The sequence below is a fragment of the Acinetobacter sp. 22301 genome (genome assembly GCF_052045285.1).
Taxonomy (GTDB): Bacteria; Pseudomonadota; Gammaproteobacteria; order Pseudomonadales; family Moraxellaceae; genus Acinetobacter; species Acinetobacter pittii.
On record NZ_JBQEOR010000002.1, the window covers coordinates 337686 to 353323 of the forward strand.

A 15638-nucleotide genomic window follows, 5' to 3' on the forward strand; every position below is an offset into this window, starting at 1 on the left:
TGATGAGAAAGATTTCGTAGATTCGCCATTATGTTAAATGAACTATTAAATAAGGCTAAACTCAAGATAGCTCAGCACGGTACTTTTTAAAATTAAAAGTCATATACCAATTGGCATTTGCTGTGATTTCTCACCAACCCTTCAGTTTGTCGTTTAGTTACTTCAACTTCTATCCATGAAAATTTAAATCATCAATACCTGATAATTCTAAAGTTATTGATGATTTAATTAGACCATTTCATAGTCCAAGAACTATGATTACAGCTACTTTTTAAATGGCCACAACAACTGCTTGAAATATCGATTCGATATAGGGGTACGAATGCCCAAACTATCTGCGGAAACTGCTTTTTCTTCGTAGTGAAAAGTGCCAAAAATATGATCCCAAATCACAAAAACCTCGGCAAAATTTTTACTGCCAAAGCCCTGTTTATGGTGCCAACGATGTACTTCAGCAACAGCAAATACATGTTTTAATGGCCCTGCCCGATAGTCTAAGTTGGCGTGTTGAAAACTTAAATGTACCGCAGTAAAGGTTAGCCAACAACCTACCAGCAAGGTTGGTGCCCCTAATATCGTTAACACCAATAAACTAGGTGTTGCTAGTGCAATCGCACTTAATGGATGACGTTTTTCACCATTTAACCAATATAAGCGTTTAGGTTGATGATGAATGGCATGTAATTTCCACAACCAGCGCCGACGATGACTCAGTTTATGCATATACCATAAACCAAAATCGATAATTATCCCCACCAGTAAAAATTGTACCCATATTGGCCATTGAATAGGCCATAATTTAGAAAAAAACTCGAATTTAAGGATAAATTGTAAAATTGTTGCGGTTATTAGAATAAGTGCTACATTAAAAATCGCATGAAAAATGTCAGTGAATGTATCCTCTTGATCATGTAACCATTTTTGCTGATATGGCAAAAAGCGCTCTAACATTGCAACCATAGCGCTAATGGATACAATGCATACTAGTGCGGATGGCCAATAGGGTATTTTTTGATAAGCCATCAATAATACTATTGCTAAGGTCGTAACAGATAAAATCGGATAACTCAAATAACGTATAAAAAAATGACTATACTTTAGCATGATGATGTCCTCTATTTAGATTGATCACTACCATGCAGGATTGTTTGATGTTTAAATTGAATAAAACGGCTATATTTTATTTAAAAAGTGAATTTACTTAAGATTCAGGCAACAAGATCATCTTGTTTTGAATGTTTTTGACAGCCGAAGGTTGTATACCAAACATTTGCATACAGGTTCTAGAAAAATGTGCTTGATCGGTAAAGCCACTCTGATACGCTGCTGCAGTTAAATTATTTTCTTCATGTAGATTTTTAAGTGCAATAATCAAGCGTAACCACTTGCGATAACTACGTAATGAAATACCAAAATGGGAATTGAACCAATGTGCTAGACGACTTTCAGATAAGTGATGTAATGCCGCCAGCTCCTGACGTGAAGGAACATAATTATATAATAGATGTTGATAGATATAGCCATTCATTAATTGAGCACGTTCACTAGCTACCATACAATCAAAATAGCACTGTAATTGAGCAAAGGCTTTGGTAATATTATTAGTATGCAAAAAATAAAGCCGCAATTGCTCCAAAAGCGTTGTTGGCAGTATTTGTATCTGAGAAGTTGAGGCAAAAAATTGGTGTATAGCCTGCCCTAAATAATAAGTTCCATCCAAATAAATCGAGCAATACTTGCCTTTCTGTAACTGATGCACAGTATTTGCTGGAATGAAAAAACCCCTACCCGTATATAACTGCTCGTATCCAATAATCTGCATAGATTGTAGTGGATCAAGGGGAAAAGTGATCTGATGCGCAAGATGTCGATGTGGTCTGTTATCTCCTGCTTGTCCACAAAAATAACCGTAACCCAAACCAATAGCCATCTGACCTTGCCAATGTGATAGCTGCTCTTTTTTTATCATGTTTATATTTTACAAGATTAACGCTAAAATTGAATGCTTCATAAAGATATTTAAATAATTCAGTTATATTAGTATTGAGATGGAATATATAAAATTTAAGAGTCCTCAAAAATAAAAACTTGATTTCTTTTAATTTAAGAAATTCTAAAGTTAACATAATGCAGTCATAATAACTTCCTTTTAAATCAATTCCTTATCTCACTTACTAAAACCCAGTCACACTCGATCGGGCTTTTTCATGATTTTTCACGTTCCACGGCTATGATTCAACCCATTTTTTACAAATTTAATGAGATCTACTCAACAATTTAATCCTCTGATAAATGAAAAAGGAAGCCATCGCTTCCTTTTTTCAATTCAATATAGACTTAGATACCGTATTTTTCACGATACGCTTGCATATTTGCTAGGGCTTCTGTTTCGCCTTTCGCTTCCAAATAATCCATTAAATCTTTCATGGTAATCAGTGCATGCACAGGGATTTCTAATTCTTTTTGAACTTCTTGAATTGCGGAAAGTTCACCTTGACCACGTTCTTGACGATCTAGCGCAACCAACACACCCGCAATAGTTGCACCAGCATTTTTCAAAATCGTTACGACTTCACGAATCGCTGTACCTGCGGTAATTACGTCGTCAATAATCCAAACTTTTTTACCTTCAACCGCAGCACCAACCAAAACACCGCCTTCACCATGATCTTTTGCTTCTTTACGGTTAAAGCCCCATGGCACGCTCTTGTTATGTGTTTGCGACAAAGCAACAGCAGTCGCTGCTACAAACGGAATACCTTTGTAAGCTGGTCCAAAAATCACATCAACATTTTCACATTGTGTTAATTTATCAGCATAGCCTTGCGCTAAAAGAGATAAAGCTTCACCATCGTTGAGTAGGCCTGCATTAAAAAAATAAGGACTCACGCGTCCAGATTTTAAAGTAAACTCACCAAATTTAAGCACACCGCGTGATAATGCGAGTTCGATAAATGCTTGCGGGTGAAATGACACAGGCGTTGTCATGAGGTGCTCCAAATTCACAATTGAGGTTAAATTTTCGCATGATACCAAAGGATCAGTATCCAAGTGATGTAAAAATTCTTCGAGTCGTTTCCATTAACGTAAATGGCTTACGTTCTTCAGTAACGAAAGGCTTACTTGAATGGTTAGAACAATCAGATGCCGATGTCGTATGCATGCAGGAAAGCCGCATTACCCATGAACAATGGACTGAAAAATTCAGACCCGAAGGATGGCATACCCATCTCTTTCCAGCAGAGCGTGCAGGTTACGCGGGGACTGCGATATATAGCCGCCTACCCTTCGTCTCTGTTAAAGATGGATTAGGGTTTGAGCTGGCTGACAGTCAAGGCCGCTTTATTTCTGCGGAATTCGATTTAGGTTTGTCACATCCGGTACATATTGCATCATTATACTTACCTTCGGGCTCAAGTGGTGAAGAAGCGCAAGCACGTAAAGATTTATTTTTAGGTGAATACGCAAAAATCTTGAAACAATGGCGTGATGAAAACAAGTCAGTCATCATTTGTGGTGACTACAACATTGTTCATAAACGAATTGATATCAAAAACTGGTCAGGTAACCAAAAATCATCGGGTTGCTTACCACATGAGCGTGCATGGCTTGACCATATTTATGATGAACTGGGCTATGTCGATACTTTCCGTGTAGTTCGCACAGAAGCGGAACTTTATTCATGGTGGTCAAATCGCGGTCAAGCGCGTGCAAAAAATGTAGGGTGGCGTATTGACTACCATGCATGCTCGCCAGACTGGAAAGCACGTACAACTAACGCATGGGTTTATAAAGATCAATGGTTTAGCGACCATGCACCCGTTATTATCGACTATAAAATTCAAGAATAAGTGAACACTCGTTCACTTACATTGTCGTTTTCGCTTACAGCATATGTCGTTTTTGAGTATTTTTCTTACACAGCTTTAACGGCATTATAGCCCCACGGCACAGGGAAGCAGTCAGGATGACGCAAAAGGATAGGACGCCGTAGGAAGATAAAATAAACTTATGATAAGTTTATTTGCAAGGATGTGACATTGGACGTTGAAATGAGACCCGCATGATCAGGATGATTAAATGCGGGTTTTCTCTTTTCTGTCTCTTATTTTGCGCTAAGTTCTTTTAGTTTTAACTTCTTCTTATTAAGCTCATTATTACCTTGTCTTATGACAATAACATGACATTTCTCTTTCGATTAATCATTAATTTTCATTTGTTTTAAAAGTATCGGTATAAAGTAGTGCTCAAAAGCATTTTGGGTTAGGCTGTGTGCTCTCTCTTTTTGACATGGTCCGATAAAATGTTAAAAATTTATGGAATTAAAAACTGTAACTCAATGAAAAAAGCATTTGATGCCTTACAGGCTAAAGGGCTTAACTATGATTTTCATGATTATAAAAAACAAGGCATTGATGCAGATACTTTAAAAATATGGTTAAAAGAAATTGGAAAAGATACCGTTCTCAACAAAAAAGGAACGACTTGGCGCAAGCTTTCAGAAGAAGAACAAAATCGTGCTCTAAGCAGTGAAGATCACCTGATTGAAGCACTTATTGCTCAACCAAGTTTGATTAAAAGACCTGTTTTAAAAACTTCACAAGGTTTCATTGTAGGTTTTGATGAAACCACCTATCAAAATATTCAAGCCTAAAAAAACGAGCCATTTGGCTCGTTTTTTATTAAAACTTTTAGTTCGCGCGAATCCACGTTTGGTTACGACCAAGTGCAGAAACGCCAATATAACCACGTAATTTAAGCTTTTTGCCGCCATCAGTTAACTCACCTTTCAGTTTGTAAGTTTTACCTGATTTTGGGTCTAAAATCGTACCGTTTTCATAACTGTTACCACCTACATTTTTTAAATTATGTACAATGGTGACACCTTTAAGCGGTTTGTTTTTGTACGGGCCTTCACATTTTGTACAAGCGTTTTCTTCACCCGGTGTCAAAATGTTCTGAATGGTTGCAGTTAAGGTTCCGTCCTTCTGTTCCGTAAATTTCACTACGGCTTTTGGCTTGTTGGTCTGATCATCAATCGTTTTCCATACCGTTCCATTGAGTGAATCAGCCGCATTGGCAAATGCAGCCATACCAATGAGTCCTAAAGCTAAAGCAATCTTTTTCATTTTTGTAATATCCTTGGGTCTTTCAAGATTTTTAGTATTCAGAAGTCGCAAAGATATTGCAATTTTTGAATGTGACTGTTTCGTGTAACCTTGTAATCTTGCAAAATAAAATTTACAAGAAAACAAGAAACTAGCATAAAAATGGATGCTATATGAATATATCAAATGTTTGGAAATATTATTTTACAGAAACTTTTCTTAAAACAACAATTCGCAAGCCAAGCCAGCTAAATTTGCCGGCTACTGCCTTACGTCCTGTACTAGATCAGATGTGTCGTGCTTTTCCACGACAAAAAAATGTTTCTGTGCGCCCGATTCGACTAGCAGGCATTAAAGGTGAAGAAATCAAACCGCAAGATTCTGCGACTCAGCTGATTTTTCACATTCACGGCGGTGCTTTTTTCCTTGGTAGTGTTAAAACACATCATGCTTTTATGACGGATTTAGCTGCCCGTACTCAAATGCAGATTATTCATGTGGACTATCCGCTTGCACCTGAACATCCATACCCTGAGGCAACCGAAGCTTTATATGACATCTACCAGTCTTTGGTGGTACAAGGTATTCAGCCGAAAGATATTATTTTATCAGGTGACTCATGCGGGGCAAATTTAGCGCTAGCACTTTGCTTGCGTTTGAAAGAACAACCCGAACTCATGCCGAGTGGCCTAATTTTATTGTCTCCATTTTTGGATTTAACACTCACGAGTGAGTCTCTTCGGTTTAACAAAAAGCACGACGCCTTATTATCTATTGAAGCCCTACAAACAGGCACTCAGTACTATATAGGCAATCATATCGCAGCTGATGACCCACGCGTTTCACCTATTTTCGATGACTTACATGGCCTACCACCCACTTTGGTTCAAGTGGGTTCTAAAGAAATCTTATTAGACGATGCCAAGCGTTTTAGAGAAAAAGCTGAAGATGCTGGCGTTAAAGTTCAATTCAAAATTTATACGGGCATGTGGCATAACTTCCAGATGTTTAATGCATGGTTTGATGAGGCTAAACAAGCATTGACAGATATTGCTGAATTTGCCCACGAACTCGATAAAACTTAATTTATTTATAAATGATGTGAATAGACCTCAAAACTTTTCACATCATTTTCTTTATAAAAAGTCATCATATATAAATTGAAAATCATGTTATGTTTAAAATATAAATTATTGAAACAATCCAATTTTAGGATGGTCTAACAAAGAGGCATCTATATTTAGGAGCCCTTATTTATTATGAAAAATCGTTTAATCACTTATCCCGTAAATAGAATAAAACAGGTGATAATCGATTTCATCCACAATAATCACATCATCAACTGGACGCCATTACAAAAAAGCGCACTGATGCTCACACTTGCTTGCGCAATGAATTTCAGTTGGATTTTATGGAAAGGCTATATTTTAATTACACCAAGTGTCTGGCAATGGGCAAATTTACCTTTAGTTGAATCACAAATCTGGCTCAATTTATTTACCTTATTTTTATTAGTCCTTTTGATTATTCCCTGTTACCGCTACAAAAATGATGAATGGGCTCAAAAAGTTATTCCTTTCATTAGCGTGCAGTTCTTTGCACTTATGCTATGTCATGATGGATATTTAATTGGCAGTATCAGCCCTGCCACTATGGTTGGTTATGTGGGTACGATTGGGGTGGGTTTGGTGTTATTTGACCGTAAAATTGTTTATAGCGCCCTTGTACCTGCCACAATTATTTTAACTGTTTGTACATATTTAAGTATGACAGGTGCTTTAGCGTATGCACCTCTATTTAATTTTAGAGCCATGGATCATGCCCAAACCAATTCTTTCTGGTTAGGAAGTATGGCTTTTTTTATTATGCCGATTTTATTGGCTTGTTTTATTTTATTTGAAATATTACTCACCCAATGGCGTCAGCGAGAAACTTATATTCAACGTTTAAGCCAAATCGACCCATTAACTAATGTATTAAATAGACGTAGTTTAAACATGCATTTGGAGTCGCTACACCAACAACAATTTGATTATGCTGTGGTACTTCTTGATATCGATCATTTTAAAAAAATTAATGATATATACGGCCACCATCAAGGTGATCAAGTCTTAATTGAAATTGCTCAATGTCTTTCTGATAATTTGCGTAGCGAGGATATTATTGGTCGATTTGGTGGAGAAGAATTTATTTTACTACTCCCCCATACAGATATTATTCAAGCAGAAAAAATTGCTGAGCGTTGTCGCCAAGCCTTGCAAGAATTACCTGTTTTTACCGCTCAAAATAATCCTATTCACATTAGTGCGAGTTTTGGAATAAGCAGTTCAGCTTTTGCACAAGATCCTTATCTGGTTATTCGGCAGGCTGACCAAGCACTCTATGCAGTAAAAGCTTCGGGACGTAATCAGGTACGTACATTTCATCAGACCGAAGCTATCGATACCTTATGATTCTTTGAATTTTGCCAAACTCGCGAGTTGCTGCAAAAGCTCTTGCTGGCTAAAAGCGCCCGTTAAACGTAAAGCACGAATCTCTTTTTGCTCTGGGCTTAAAAATAGATACGTTGGTGGCCCTAAAATATTCCACTGCTTGAGTAGCGCTTCATGCGACTGGTCATAATGGCTCAAATCAAGCTTAATTAAATAATAAGGTGCAAGAGCAGATTGAACCTCTGGTGCTTTTAAAATACGGTGCTCAATCGGTTGGCAGGCAACACACCAATCTGCGTAGATATCAACCACAATAGCTCGGTCAGTAGGTGCTGCCACTAAAATTTTCTCAAAGTCCGCTGCTGTAGTTGCAATATGCCACTCGGCCATATGATTAGAACTTTGCAAAGTTCGATTTTGAATGTGTTGATATTGGTTATAGGCTACAAAAGGGGTAACGATTAATAATAAAATCGCATAGAGCCACTGTAGCTGCCCTTTTTTCCAGGAAAACTGATAAACAGCATAGGTTATAAAAGCAAGGCCTAATACGAGGCTAAGCACTTGCATGCCCAAATCTGGCAGCAAAGGACGAATAAAATAAAGACTTAATCCCAACATCAGAAAAGCAAAAATTACTTTAATCTGATGCATCCAGTCGCCCGCTTTAGGCAAGAATTTTGCCCCTAAAATACTTGCCAGCAATAGCGGAATTCCCATTCCAAAGCCTAGGCAGAATAAAAGCAAAGCACCTTGCCACTGATTTTGCGTTTGAGAAATAAATAATAAAGTTCCAGCGAGAGGTGCGGTCATACAAGGCCCCACCAAAAGCGCAGAAACGACACCCATAACCCCAGCACCGACCAAAGTACCGCCTTGTTGCATTGACTGAATACGGTCAAGTCGGTTTAACCATGTCTGAGGTAAACGAAGCTCAAACAAACCAAATAAGTTCAGAGCAAAAACAATAAACAGCAAACTAAAAGCAATTAAAGTCGCTGGCTGTTGTAACCAGCGTTGGAAATTTAAGCCTGCCGAAGAAGCAATTAAACCCAAGCCTGCATAAACTAATGCCATGCTACACACAAAAGTAAGCGCAATGGTCCAAGCCTTTAAACCTTTATGTTCACGAATGATCAGTGAAGTTAAAATAGGAAGCATTGGTAAAGAACATGGCGTAAATGCGAGCAACATGCCTAAACCTAAAAATAATAAAACTCCATACCAAAGCGAGTGTTCAATTAACTTGGCTGACCAGATCTGATCTTGCGCAATTTGAGGTGTAGTTGTATCAGCTGCTGTCTCTGTATTCTGCTCTTTTTCTAAAGATTCTGAACTCGAGGAAGTGTCGGATTGTGTATTCGCTAAATCTAGTAATCGTTTTGGCGCTGTTCCTGCTTGGTTTTGCACACCCACCAAGCCATCTGCATCGGTTTGAAACTCAATGGTTTGAGGTGGATAACAAATACGGTCTTTGGCACAGCCCTGCCAAGTCACACTATAGTGCTCTGAAGGCTTAGTCTTAATTTGGAAATTAACTTGATGGTAGTAAACCTGACTTTGCCCATAATTTTCATCATATTGGGCAACCGCTTTAGGTAACTTTAAAGTTAAAGGTTGAGTACCTTGTTGTACAGAAAATTTATGCTGATAAAGATAGTAATTTGGCTGAATCTGCCAAGACAAACTCGCAGTATGCGGCTCAGAAGATTCAACCGAAAATGAAAAAGCTTGTTCGGGTGAGAGTAGCTTATCTTGCGCAGAAACCAACTGGCTAAACACACAAACAGCAACTGCTAGAAAATAAAGAATTCCCTGATGAATAAGCTTTTTCATTAACATAAATTTAAATTGCTTCGATTAGAACAAGAATGCCACGCCTAAGCCACCGTTGTAGCTCTTGTCTTGGCCCTCTAAATCAACCCCGATACTTGCATCGAGCTGAGTACGATCATTTACGGCGTAGACTAAACCTGTCCCTAAACCATATTCGTAATCTTGGCTTTCAGCTTTACGGTAAATGAACTCAGAATAACCTGACAGCTTACCTGCGATTTTATAATCAATCGTTGGAATTGCAGTTACTGCCCAGTTACTATTTTGTACTTCGTAGCGCATGGTAATTGATGTGCCGACTAAGTCATTATATTTATAAGCGACTGCTGAACTTAGGCTATAAATATCGTCATGTGCAGTAAATTCATCATTTCCAGTGGCAATGATCGCTTCAGCTAACACAGCCATTGATAAATTTTCATCGTTTAGATCAATTGCTTTTTTCAAACCGATGCTGACATCACCAAAACCTGAAGTGTCATGTTTTTTACCAGCCCGTTTAGTTTGAGTCCATGCTGGACCTTGCCAACCTAATTGTAATTCCAAACCATCAGCTAAACCGGTACGGAATAACATATCTTCATTTACAGTTACGGTTTTTTCTTTAACGCCATCAACCGTTGACTCTGTATAAGTTGCACTTGGCAAACCTTGTTCCCAAGCCAATTTACCAACTGGAGTAATCCCTGTTCCAAAGCCTGCACCTGGGCGGTCAAAAGAAAACTCCGCAGCGAAAGTACTTCCAGCAGCAACAGTGGTCAAAGCAAAAGTTAAAATTTGAAATGTTCTCATTCTATTATCCAATCAAGTAGTTAGTTCTTTTGACATTTTTGCCCCATGTTGGCGCAATAACTCTAATGTTTCACGCTCTTCTTGAAGCGCTTCTGACCAATCTATTTCATCAAAGTCACAATCAAAGAACAACTGACTGATTGAAGATAAAATAGTGAGTCCCTCTTCATCGCGTGTGTTTGGATCAACTTTTTCATTTAATAAACGTTGAACGGCTGGCGCACATGCTGAGCTTGCCGCATCCCATAAAGGTCCATAAAACTCTTCTGCATCCCAAAGGTGTACATTCGCTTTGGCTTGAATCAAAGCTTCGAGAATATCGAGGTAAACTTGTAATGATTGTTGCTTTTCTTCTTTTGATAGTGGTGTACCCGCTTCATAAGCTTCTGATACATCTTCCCACCATTTAAAAATTCCATCACAAATGATTGATACAGGTGGCCCTTGTTCCGGATCAATAAAGTTCGGATCAAGTCCTTCAGCAAGTAATTTTTGCACTTGCGCGAGTTCTAATTCTTCTATGGCTTTAATTAAAGCTTGCTGCTGGGTGGTTAACATGACCATCTCTCAAAAATATATTAGGGCTATTATGCCTAATCTCTTCTGAAGATTTTAGAGGTTGATTGCATCGCATTGCAAACCTAATGTTGTGAATAGTTTTATTTTCATCAAATATAAAAAAAGCCCCGAAGGGCTTTTTAGCATTTTAAATTAAACTTCATCATCAATGAATTCTGGTTGACCACCTCTCGGGTGTTCTTTTTTCTCAAAAGTATGTTCAAGGCTACGTTTTAATTTTTCAATCGCGCCATGAATCGAGGCGTCAATATTTCCTGCTTTATGATGTACTGCAACTGGTTTCAAACCTGAAGGACGCGCTTCAATCATACAGTGGATATCTTTGTCACCACCTTTGTCCCCATTTTCATCACTAAAATGAACCGAAAAATGCGTAATACGTTCGCTATGACGTTGGAATTCTTGAGTAAGTTCTGCACGTACATAAGTAATTAAACGTTCGCTGTTATGGATGTTTTTATCTGTGCGGATTTCAATATTCATAAATACCATCCTCTCTTTCTTACTGTGGATCTTTTCTATGCAAAACTTTTTTATGTTGGCATGTTTTAAGCATGCATGAACTGACTTCAATTGTACATTTTGATGGTGTAATGGTTTGTTATCTCCTGACTTAAACGTACTGCTTTTAATTTATTTTGAAGATCTTCATACCTTCAATATCAGTCCATCTATAAAAATATGCAAGCTGATTTTTTAAATTTTTATGAAAAATTGAACAAAAGGAGAGCAATCGTGTCCAAATCTTATCTATCTGGAGCAGAGCTTATTGAGCAAATCCAGAAGTCTCCTTATTCACGTGATTTAATCGGTTATCACGGCCAGTCTCCACAGGTTAAATGGCCTAATAATGCCAAGGTTGCTGTGCAATTTGTTCTTAATTATGAAGAAGGTGGCGAAAAACATATAGAGCATGGCGATGATGGCTCAGAACAGTTTTTATCAGAGATTATTGGTGCCGCAAGTTACCCAGCTAAACATATGTCGATGGACTCTATGTACGAATATGGTTCACGTGCTGGATTTTGGCGCATTCATAGTGAATTCCAAAAGCGCAAACTTCCAATGACAATTTTTGGGGTTGCAATGGCACTTGCTCGTAACCCTTATATTGTAGAAGCGATTAAGCAAGCTGATTACGATGTGGTTTCTCATGGTTACCGCTGGCTTCACTATCAAGATACCGATAGTGAAGTCGAAAAACAGCATATGGAGCAGGCTTTAACTGTCTTAGAAAACCTTTTTGAAAATAAAGTGATAGGTTGGTACACCGGACGTGACAGCCCCAATACACGTCAGTTACTCGCAGAGTTTCCACAAATACAATATGACTCAGATTATTATGGTGATGACCTGCCTTTTTGGACAACGCTTACAAACGCTGAGGGTGCATCACGTCCTCATCTGATTATTCCTTACACTTTAGAATGTAACGACATGAAGTTCTGTTCACCGGGCGGCTTTAATAGTTCAGAACAGTTTTTTCAATATTTGAAAGATAGTTTCGATGTGTTGTATGCAGAGGGAGAAACTGCACCAAAAATGATGTCGATTGGAATGCATTGCCGCATTTTAGGGCGTCCGGGCCGTTTTAAAGCACTACAGAAATTTCTCGACTATATCCAAATGCACGATCGGGTCTGGATATGTCGTCGTCAGGATATTGCTGAACATTGGTATAAAAATCACATAACTAAATAATTGATTTTTAATTTTCAAAATCCTTAAACGAATTAAAACTCGCTATTGGCACTGTTATTGCTAAAACTCTATATCAAGACAACGAGTTTAGGAATAACAGTGTTTTTAGCCGAGTTTAATCAAGCCCCACCAGAACAACTCAAGACTTTGTTAAAAAACTGTGTCCACATTCAAGCATGGGCCGAAAAAATCATCTCAAAACGCTCCTATTCAACAAAAGCATCTCTTTTGGAATATGCAGAACAATTAAGTCAAATGTGGTCATGGCAAGAGATTCAAGCAGCTTTAGCAACTCATCCAAAAATTGGTGAACGCGAAACTAAAAAACAACTCAATGCAAAAGAGCAAGATTTTTCATCTAAAGAACAAGCTGGCATTTCTTTAGATGAACAAACACAACAAGCTCTGCTGCAAGGTAATCTTGATTATGAACAAAAGTTTGGCTTTATTTTTTTAATTAAAGCGGCAGGCCTCAGTAGCGATGAAATTTTAAAAAAGCTACATGAAAGACTAAAAAACGACTTAGCTATCGAAAAAACAATTGTACATGAGCAACTCGCAGCGATTGCTCTATTACGTCTATCTCAGGAAATACAAGCATGATCAGTACTCATATTTTAGATACGAATTTAGGCAAACCAGCTGCAGACGTAGAAGTAAAGTTGTTTCATGCAGCAACCCATGAACTGATAGCGACAGCCACCACCAATCAAGATGGTCGAGTGAGTGATTTTGGCATAACAGACTTTGCAAAAGGTGCTTATCAACTTGAATTTGAAATTGCACCTTATTTTTCATCTCAGCAAATAAAAACTTTTTTCCCACGTGTTTGTATTCAATTTTTTGTAGAAGACATCAATCAGCATTATCACATTCCATTACTGATCAGCCCATTTGCTTACTCCACTTATCGCGGTAGCTAACTCAGATATAAATAGGAGAAAAATATGAATCATCAGCAAAAAAATGCGATTTCTCCAGAGCATGAATATTTAGGAATTTCCAAAAGTTTTGCTTACGGCTTACAGCATGTGCTGACCATGTATGGTGGTATTGTAGCCCCGCCCTTGATTATTGGAACGGCAGCTAGCTTAAGCTCAGCACAAATCGGAATGTTAATTGCAGCAGCCCTATTTGTAGGTGGATTGGCAACCCTGATCCAAACCATCGGAACCAAATATTTAGGCGCAAAGTTACCTCTGGTACAGGGTGTATCTTTTGCGGGTGTGGCCACCATGGTCGCCATTATCACTACAGGCGGTGGTTTACCTGCTGTCTACGGCGCGGTCATTGCTGCATCTCTAATTGGACTGTGTCTTGCACCTTATTTTTCTAAAATTATTCGTTTTTTCCCACCTGTTGTGACAGGATGTGTCATCACGATTATTGGTCTATCTTTGTTACCCGTTGCGATTCGCTGGATGATGGGTGGCAACAATAAAGCACCTGACTGGGGTAGCGTAGAAAATATCTCTTTGGCACTGCTGACCTTAGGCATTGTGATTGTTCTAAATATGCTGCCGCAAGCAGGCATCCGACGCATATCAATTTTGTTGGCTATTGTTACTGGTACTATCCTCGCCTACTTTATGGGTTTTGGTGATTTTAGTCAGGTGAGTTCAGGCGCATGGCTCCAATTTCCACACTTATTTGCATTTGGTTTACCGACTTTCGAGCTAAGTGCAATTTTATCAATGCTAATCGTTACCTTAGTGATTATGACGGAAACCACAGCCGATATTATTGCTGTCGGAGACATTGTAGGAACTGAAGTCGATTCAAAACGTATCGCCAACGGTGTTCGTGCAGATATGTTCTCAAGTGCTTTTGCACCTATCTTTGGTTCTTTCATGCAAAGCGCTTTTGCCCAAAATGTTGGACTGGTTGCGATTACAGGCATCAAAAGCCGCTTTGTAGTCGCAGCAGGTGGTGTCATTCTGATTATTTTAGGTCTACTACCTATTATGGGTCGTTTGATTGCAGCGATTCCAATGCCCGTACTTGGTGGTGCAGGTTTGGTCTTGTTTGGGTCGGTTGCAGCGAGTGGAATTCGCACTTTGGCAAAAATAGATTATAACGATCAGAAAAATTTAATTATTGTCGCAACCGCTTTATCAGCTGGGATGATCCCAATTATTAACCATGAGTTTTATGCTCATTTCCCAGTTTGGGTACAAACTTTGTTCCATTCGGGCATTAGTTCAACTTGTATCTTTGCTATCTTGTTGAATTTATTATTTAATCATCTACCTTCATTTCGTAGCTCGCGCACCCCACATTTAAGCCAAACAATAAACACAAGAAATACTCATTAAAGATTTAGTTTTTAGCGCCCCACTTCGGTGGGCTTTTTTTTAACCGTTGATCAAATTTGGCTTCATTTTTGCTTAAGACCCTGTATCCTTAGCGTGCTTTATTTGGGGGGAGATCATTTAAATGCAATTAAAGCAACTTGCGGCGACTTGTGCCTTGTTATCTGCAACTGCCATGGTTCAGGCAAAACCAATTTGGCAAGATTTTAGTGTGACTGGACTTTATGGTGAAAACTATGAAGTTGTAGATGACAAAGAAACCACGATTACTTTGGAATATGCAGCAAAAGTTAAATACGCTGATGTGTTTTTCTTTATGGACCGCATGCGTGGTGAAAATGACCACAAGAGTACTTACTTTGAGTTATCACCACGTCTAAGTTTAGGCGAAGTTTCTGGTAAAAAACTGTCGTATGGCCCAATCAAAGATGTACTCATTAGTACTACTTGGGAAGGTAACAGTGAAGACGGCAACAACTTCGACAACTTCCTTTATGGTTTTGCAGTTGATTTAGATATCCCATATTTCCAATATGCAAATTTAAACTTCTACCGTGCAAATAATGAGAACATTGACGACGATTATCAAATGACATTCGTTTATGGTATTCCATTTAAACTCGCATCTGAAGATTTCTTGGTAGATGGTTTCCTTGACTGGTCAACTGCTGAAGGCGACCATGCGAGCGAGTTGAACTGGACAACTCAGTGGAAATGGAATGTAGGTAAACATATTTCTCCTGATACACGCCTATACCTCGGTATCGAGCACTCAGTGTGGAATAATAAATTTGGTATTAAAGGTGCAGACGAAAATAACGTTAGTGCATTGGTTAAATACCACTTCTAAAATCTAGATTTAGAAGATAAACAGCAAG

The 15638-nt window shown here is 38.5% G+C and carries 17 protein-coding genes; 9 read left to right on the forward strand and 8 right to left on the reverse strand.

The window, feature by feature from the left end; all coding sequences use genetic code 11:
• Positions 1 to 264: 264 nt before the first annotated feature.
• From ACTJJH_RS05840 to pyrE, 3 genes are all read right to left on the reverse strand, one after another.
• Complete coding sequence (locus tag ACTJJH_RS05840) at positions 265 to 1104, reverse strand: sterol desaturase family protein (protein WP_032036143.1); 840 nt, start codon at positions 1102 to 1104, stop codon at positions 265 to 267.
• Positions 1105 to 1201: 97 nt separating this feature from the next.
• Complete coding sequence (locus ACTJJH_RS05845) at positions 1202 to 1969, reverse strand: helix-turn-helix domain-containing protein (RefSeq protein WP_274861977.1); 768 nt, start codon at positions 1967 to 1969, stop codon at positions 1202 to 1204.
• A 368-nt stretch (positions 1970 to 2337) separates the two neighbouring features.
• Complete coding sequence (gene pyrE / locus ACTJJH_RS05850; protein WP_031983382.1) at positions 2338 to 2988, reverse strand: orotate phosphoribosyltransferase; 651 nt, start codon at positions 2986 to 2988, stop codon at positions 2338 to 2340.
• Between the two features lie 38 nt (positions 2989 to 3026).
• On the opposite strand from pyrE, the gene ACTJJH_RS05855 reads away from it, so the two are divergent.
• Positions 3027 to 3851: an exodeoxyribonuclease III gene (locus tag ACTJJH_RS05855; RefSeq protein ID WP_032004999.1), complete on the forward strand. Its 825-nt coding sequence runs from the start codon at positions 3027 to 3029 to the stop codon at positions 3849 to 3851.
• Between the two features lie 452 nt (positions 3852 to 4303).
• Complete coding sequence (locus tag ACTJJH_RS05860; RefSeq protein WP_069141335.1) at positions 4304 to 4654, forward strand: arsenate reductase; 351 nt, start codon at positions 4304 to 4306, stop codon at positions 4652 to 4654.
• A gap of 37 nt (positions 4655 to 4691) precedes the next feature.
• Here ACTJJH_RS05860 and ACTJJH_RS05865 read toward each other — a convergent pair whose 3' ends face one another.
• Entirely contained in the window at positions 4692 to 5129 is a 438-nt protein-coding gene (locus tag ACTJJH_RS05865; protein ID WP_002121971.1) for a DUF2147 domain-containing protein, read from the reverse strand.
• A 152-nt stretch (positions 5130 to 5281) separates the two neighbouring features.
• Between ACTJJH_RS05865 and ACTJJH_RS05870 the strand changes: the two genes are divergently transcribed.
• On the forward strand, positions 5282 to 6193 hold the full coding sequence (locus ACTJJH_RS05870; RefSeq protein ID WP_440600872.1) for an alpha/beta hydrolase: 912 nt from the start codon (positions 5282 to 5284) through the stop codon (positions 6191 to 6193).
• Positions 6194 to 6367: 174 nt separating this feature from the next.
• The gene (locus ACTJJH_RS05875; RefSeq protein WP_440600873.1) at positions 6368 to 7561 is read left to right on the forward strand and encodes a GGDEF domain-containing protein; all 1194 of its coding nucleotides are present in this window, start codon (positions 6368 to 6370) and stop codon (positions 7559 to 7561) included.
• Here the strand turns inward: ACTJJH_RS05875 and dsbD are convergent.
• From dsbD to ACTJJH_RS05895, 4 genes are all read right to left on the reverse strand, one after another.
• Positions 7556 to 9382, reverse strand: a complete 1827-nt coding sequence (gene dsbD / locus ACTJJH_RS05880) for a protein-disulfide reductase DsbD (RefSeq protein ID WP_440600874.1) — start codon at positions 9380 to 9382, stop codon at positions 7556 to 7558. The genes ACTJJH_RS05875 and dsbD overlap by 6 nt on opposite strands.
• A gap of 18 nt (positions 9383 to 9400) precedes the next feature.
• The gene (locus ACTJJH_RS05885; RefSeq protein WP_014207941.1) at positions 9401 to 10168 is read right to left on the reverse strand and encodes a transporter; all 768 of its coding nucleotides are present in this window, start codon (positions 10166 to 10168) and stop codon (positions 9401 to 9403) included.
• Between the two features lie 12 nt (positions 10169 to 10180).
• Positions 10181 to 10726, reverse strand: a complete 546-nt coding sequence (locus ACTJJH_RS05890) for an ankyrin repeat domain-containing protein (protein ID WP_005066773.1) — start codon at positions 10724 to 10726, stop codon at positions 10181 to 10183.
• 153 nt (positions 10727 to 10879) lie between these two features.
• Positions 10880 to 11230 carry an HPF/RaiA family ribosome-associated protein gene (locus ACTJJH_RS05895; protein ID WP_001019316.1) on the reverse strand — a complete coding sequence of 117 codons (351 nt, stop codon included), beginning with the start codon at positions 11228 to 11230 and terminating at the stop codon, positions 10880 to 10882.
• Positions 11231 to 11482: 252 nt separating this feature from the next.
• Here ACTJJH_RS05895 and puuE point away from each other — a divergent pair, with 252 nt between their 5' ends.
• The 5 genes from puuE (at position 11483) to ACTJJH_RS05920 (ending at position 15610) form a co-directional block, all read left to right on the forward strand.
• Positions 11483 to 12448 (forward strand): allantoinase PuuE, encoded by a 966-nt coding sequence (gene puuE / locus ACTJJH_RS05900; protein ID WP_262520167.1) that lies wholly within the window; start codon positions 11483 to 11485, stop codon positions 12446 to 12448.
• Positions 12449 to 12547: 99 nt separating this feature from the next.
• On the forward strand, positions 12548 to 13051 hold the full coding sequence (gene uraD / locus ACTJJH_RS05905; RefSeq protein ID WP_440600875.1) for a 2-oxo-4-hydroxy-4-carboxy-5-ureidoimidazoline decarboxylase: 504 nt from the start codon (positions 12548 to 12550) through the stop codon (positions 13049 to 13051).
• Positions 13048 to 13371, forward strand: a complete 324-nt coding sequence (gene uraH, locus ACTJJH_RS05910; RefSeq protein ID WP_440600876.1) for a hydroxyisourate hydrolase — start codon at positions 13048 to 13050, stop codon at positions 13369 to 13371. The genes uraD and uraH overlap by 4 nt, the downstream gene beginning before the upstream one ends.
• Positions 13372 to 13395: 24 nt before the next feature.
• The gene (locus ACTJJH_RS05915; RefSeq protein ID WP_440600877.1) at positions 13396 to 14763 is read left to right on the forward strand and encodes a nucleobase:cation symporter-2 family protein; all 1368 of its coding nucleotides are present in this window, start codon (positions 13396 to 13398) and stop codon (positions 14761 to 14763) included.
• 121 nt (positions 14764 to 14884) lie between these two features.
• Positions 14885 to 15610, forward strand: coding sequence for an outer membrane protein OmpK (locus ACTJJH_RS05920; RefSeq protein ID WP_005066762.1), 726 nt, complete (start codon positions 14885 to 14887; stop codon positions 15608 to 15610).
• Positions 15611 to 15638 lie beyond the last annotated feature (28 nt).

Bases quoted from the DNA above. Each gene is read 5' to 3' on its own strand.
- ACTJJH_RS05840 (WP_032036143.1), bottom strand. From the start codon at position 1,104: ATGCTAAAGTATAGTCATTTTTTTATACGTTATTTGAGTTATCCGATT.
- ACTJJH_RS05870 (WP_440600872.1), top strand. From the start codon at position 5,282: ATGAATATATCAAATGTTTGGAAATATTATTTTACAGAAACTTTTCTT.
- ACTJJH_RS05915 (WP_440600877.1), top strand. From the start codon at position 13,396: ATGAATCATCAGCAAAAAAATGCGATTTCTCCAGAGCATGAATATTTA.
- ACTJJH_RS05860 (WP_069141335.1), top strand. From the start codon at position 4,304: ATGTTAAAAATTTATGGAATTAAAAACTGTAACTCAATGAAAAAAGCA.
- ACTJJH_RS05845 (WP_274861977.1), bottom strand. From the start codon at position 1,969: ATGATAAAAAAAGAGCAGCTATCACATTGGCAAGGTCAGATGGCTATT.
- ACTJJH_RS05890 (WP_005066773.1), bottom strand. From the start codon at position 10,726: ATGTTAACCACCCAGCAGCAAGCTTTAATTAAAGCCATAGAAGAATTA.
- ACTJJH_RS05855 (WP_032004999.1), top strand. From the start codon at position 3,027: ATGATACCAAAGGATCAGTATCCAAGTGATGTAAAAATTCTTCGAGTC.
- ACTJJH_RS05865 (WP_002121971.1), bottom strand. From the start codon at position 5,129: ATGAAAAAGATTGCTTTAGCTTTAGGACTCATTGGTATGGCTGCATTT.
- ACTJJH_RS05920 (WP_005066762.1), top strand. From the start codon at position 14,885: ATGCAATTAAAGCAACTTGCGGCGACTTGTGCCTTGTTATCTGCAACT.
- ACTJJH_RS05885 (WP_014207941.1), bottom strand. From the start codon at position 10,168: ATGAGAACATTTCAAATTTTAACTTTTGCTTTGACCACTGTTGCTGCT.
- uraH (WP_440600876.1), top strand. From the start codon at position 13,048: ATGATCAGTACTCATATTTTAGATACGAATTTAGGCAAACCAGCTGCA.
- ACTJJH_RS05895 (WP_001019316.1), bottom strand. From the start codon at position 11,230: ATGAATATTGAAATCCGCACAGATAAAAACATCCATAACAGCGAACGT.
- pyrE (WP_031983382.1), bottom strand. From the start codon at position 2,988: ATGACAACGCCTGTGTCATTTCACCCGCAAGCATTTATCGAACTCGCA.
- ACTJJH_RS05875 (WP_440600873.1), top strand. From the start codon at position 6,368: ATGAAAAATCGTTTAATCACTTATCCCGTAAATAGAATAAAACAGGTG.
- dsbD (WP_440600874.1), bottom strand. From the start codon at position 9,382: ATGTTAATGAAAAAGCTTATTCATCAGGGAATTCTTTATTTTCTAGCA.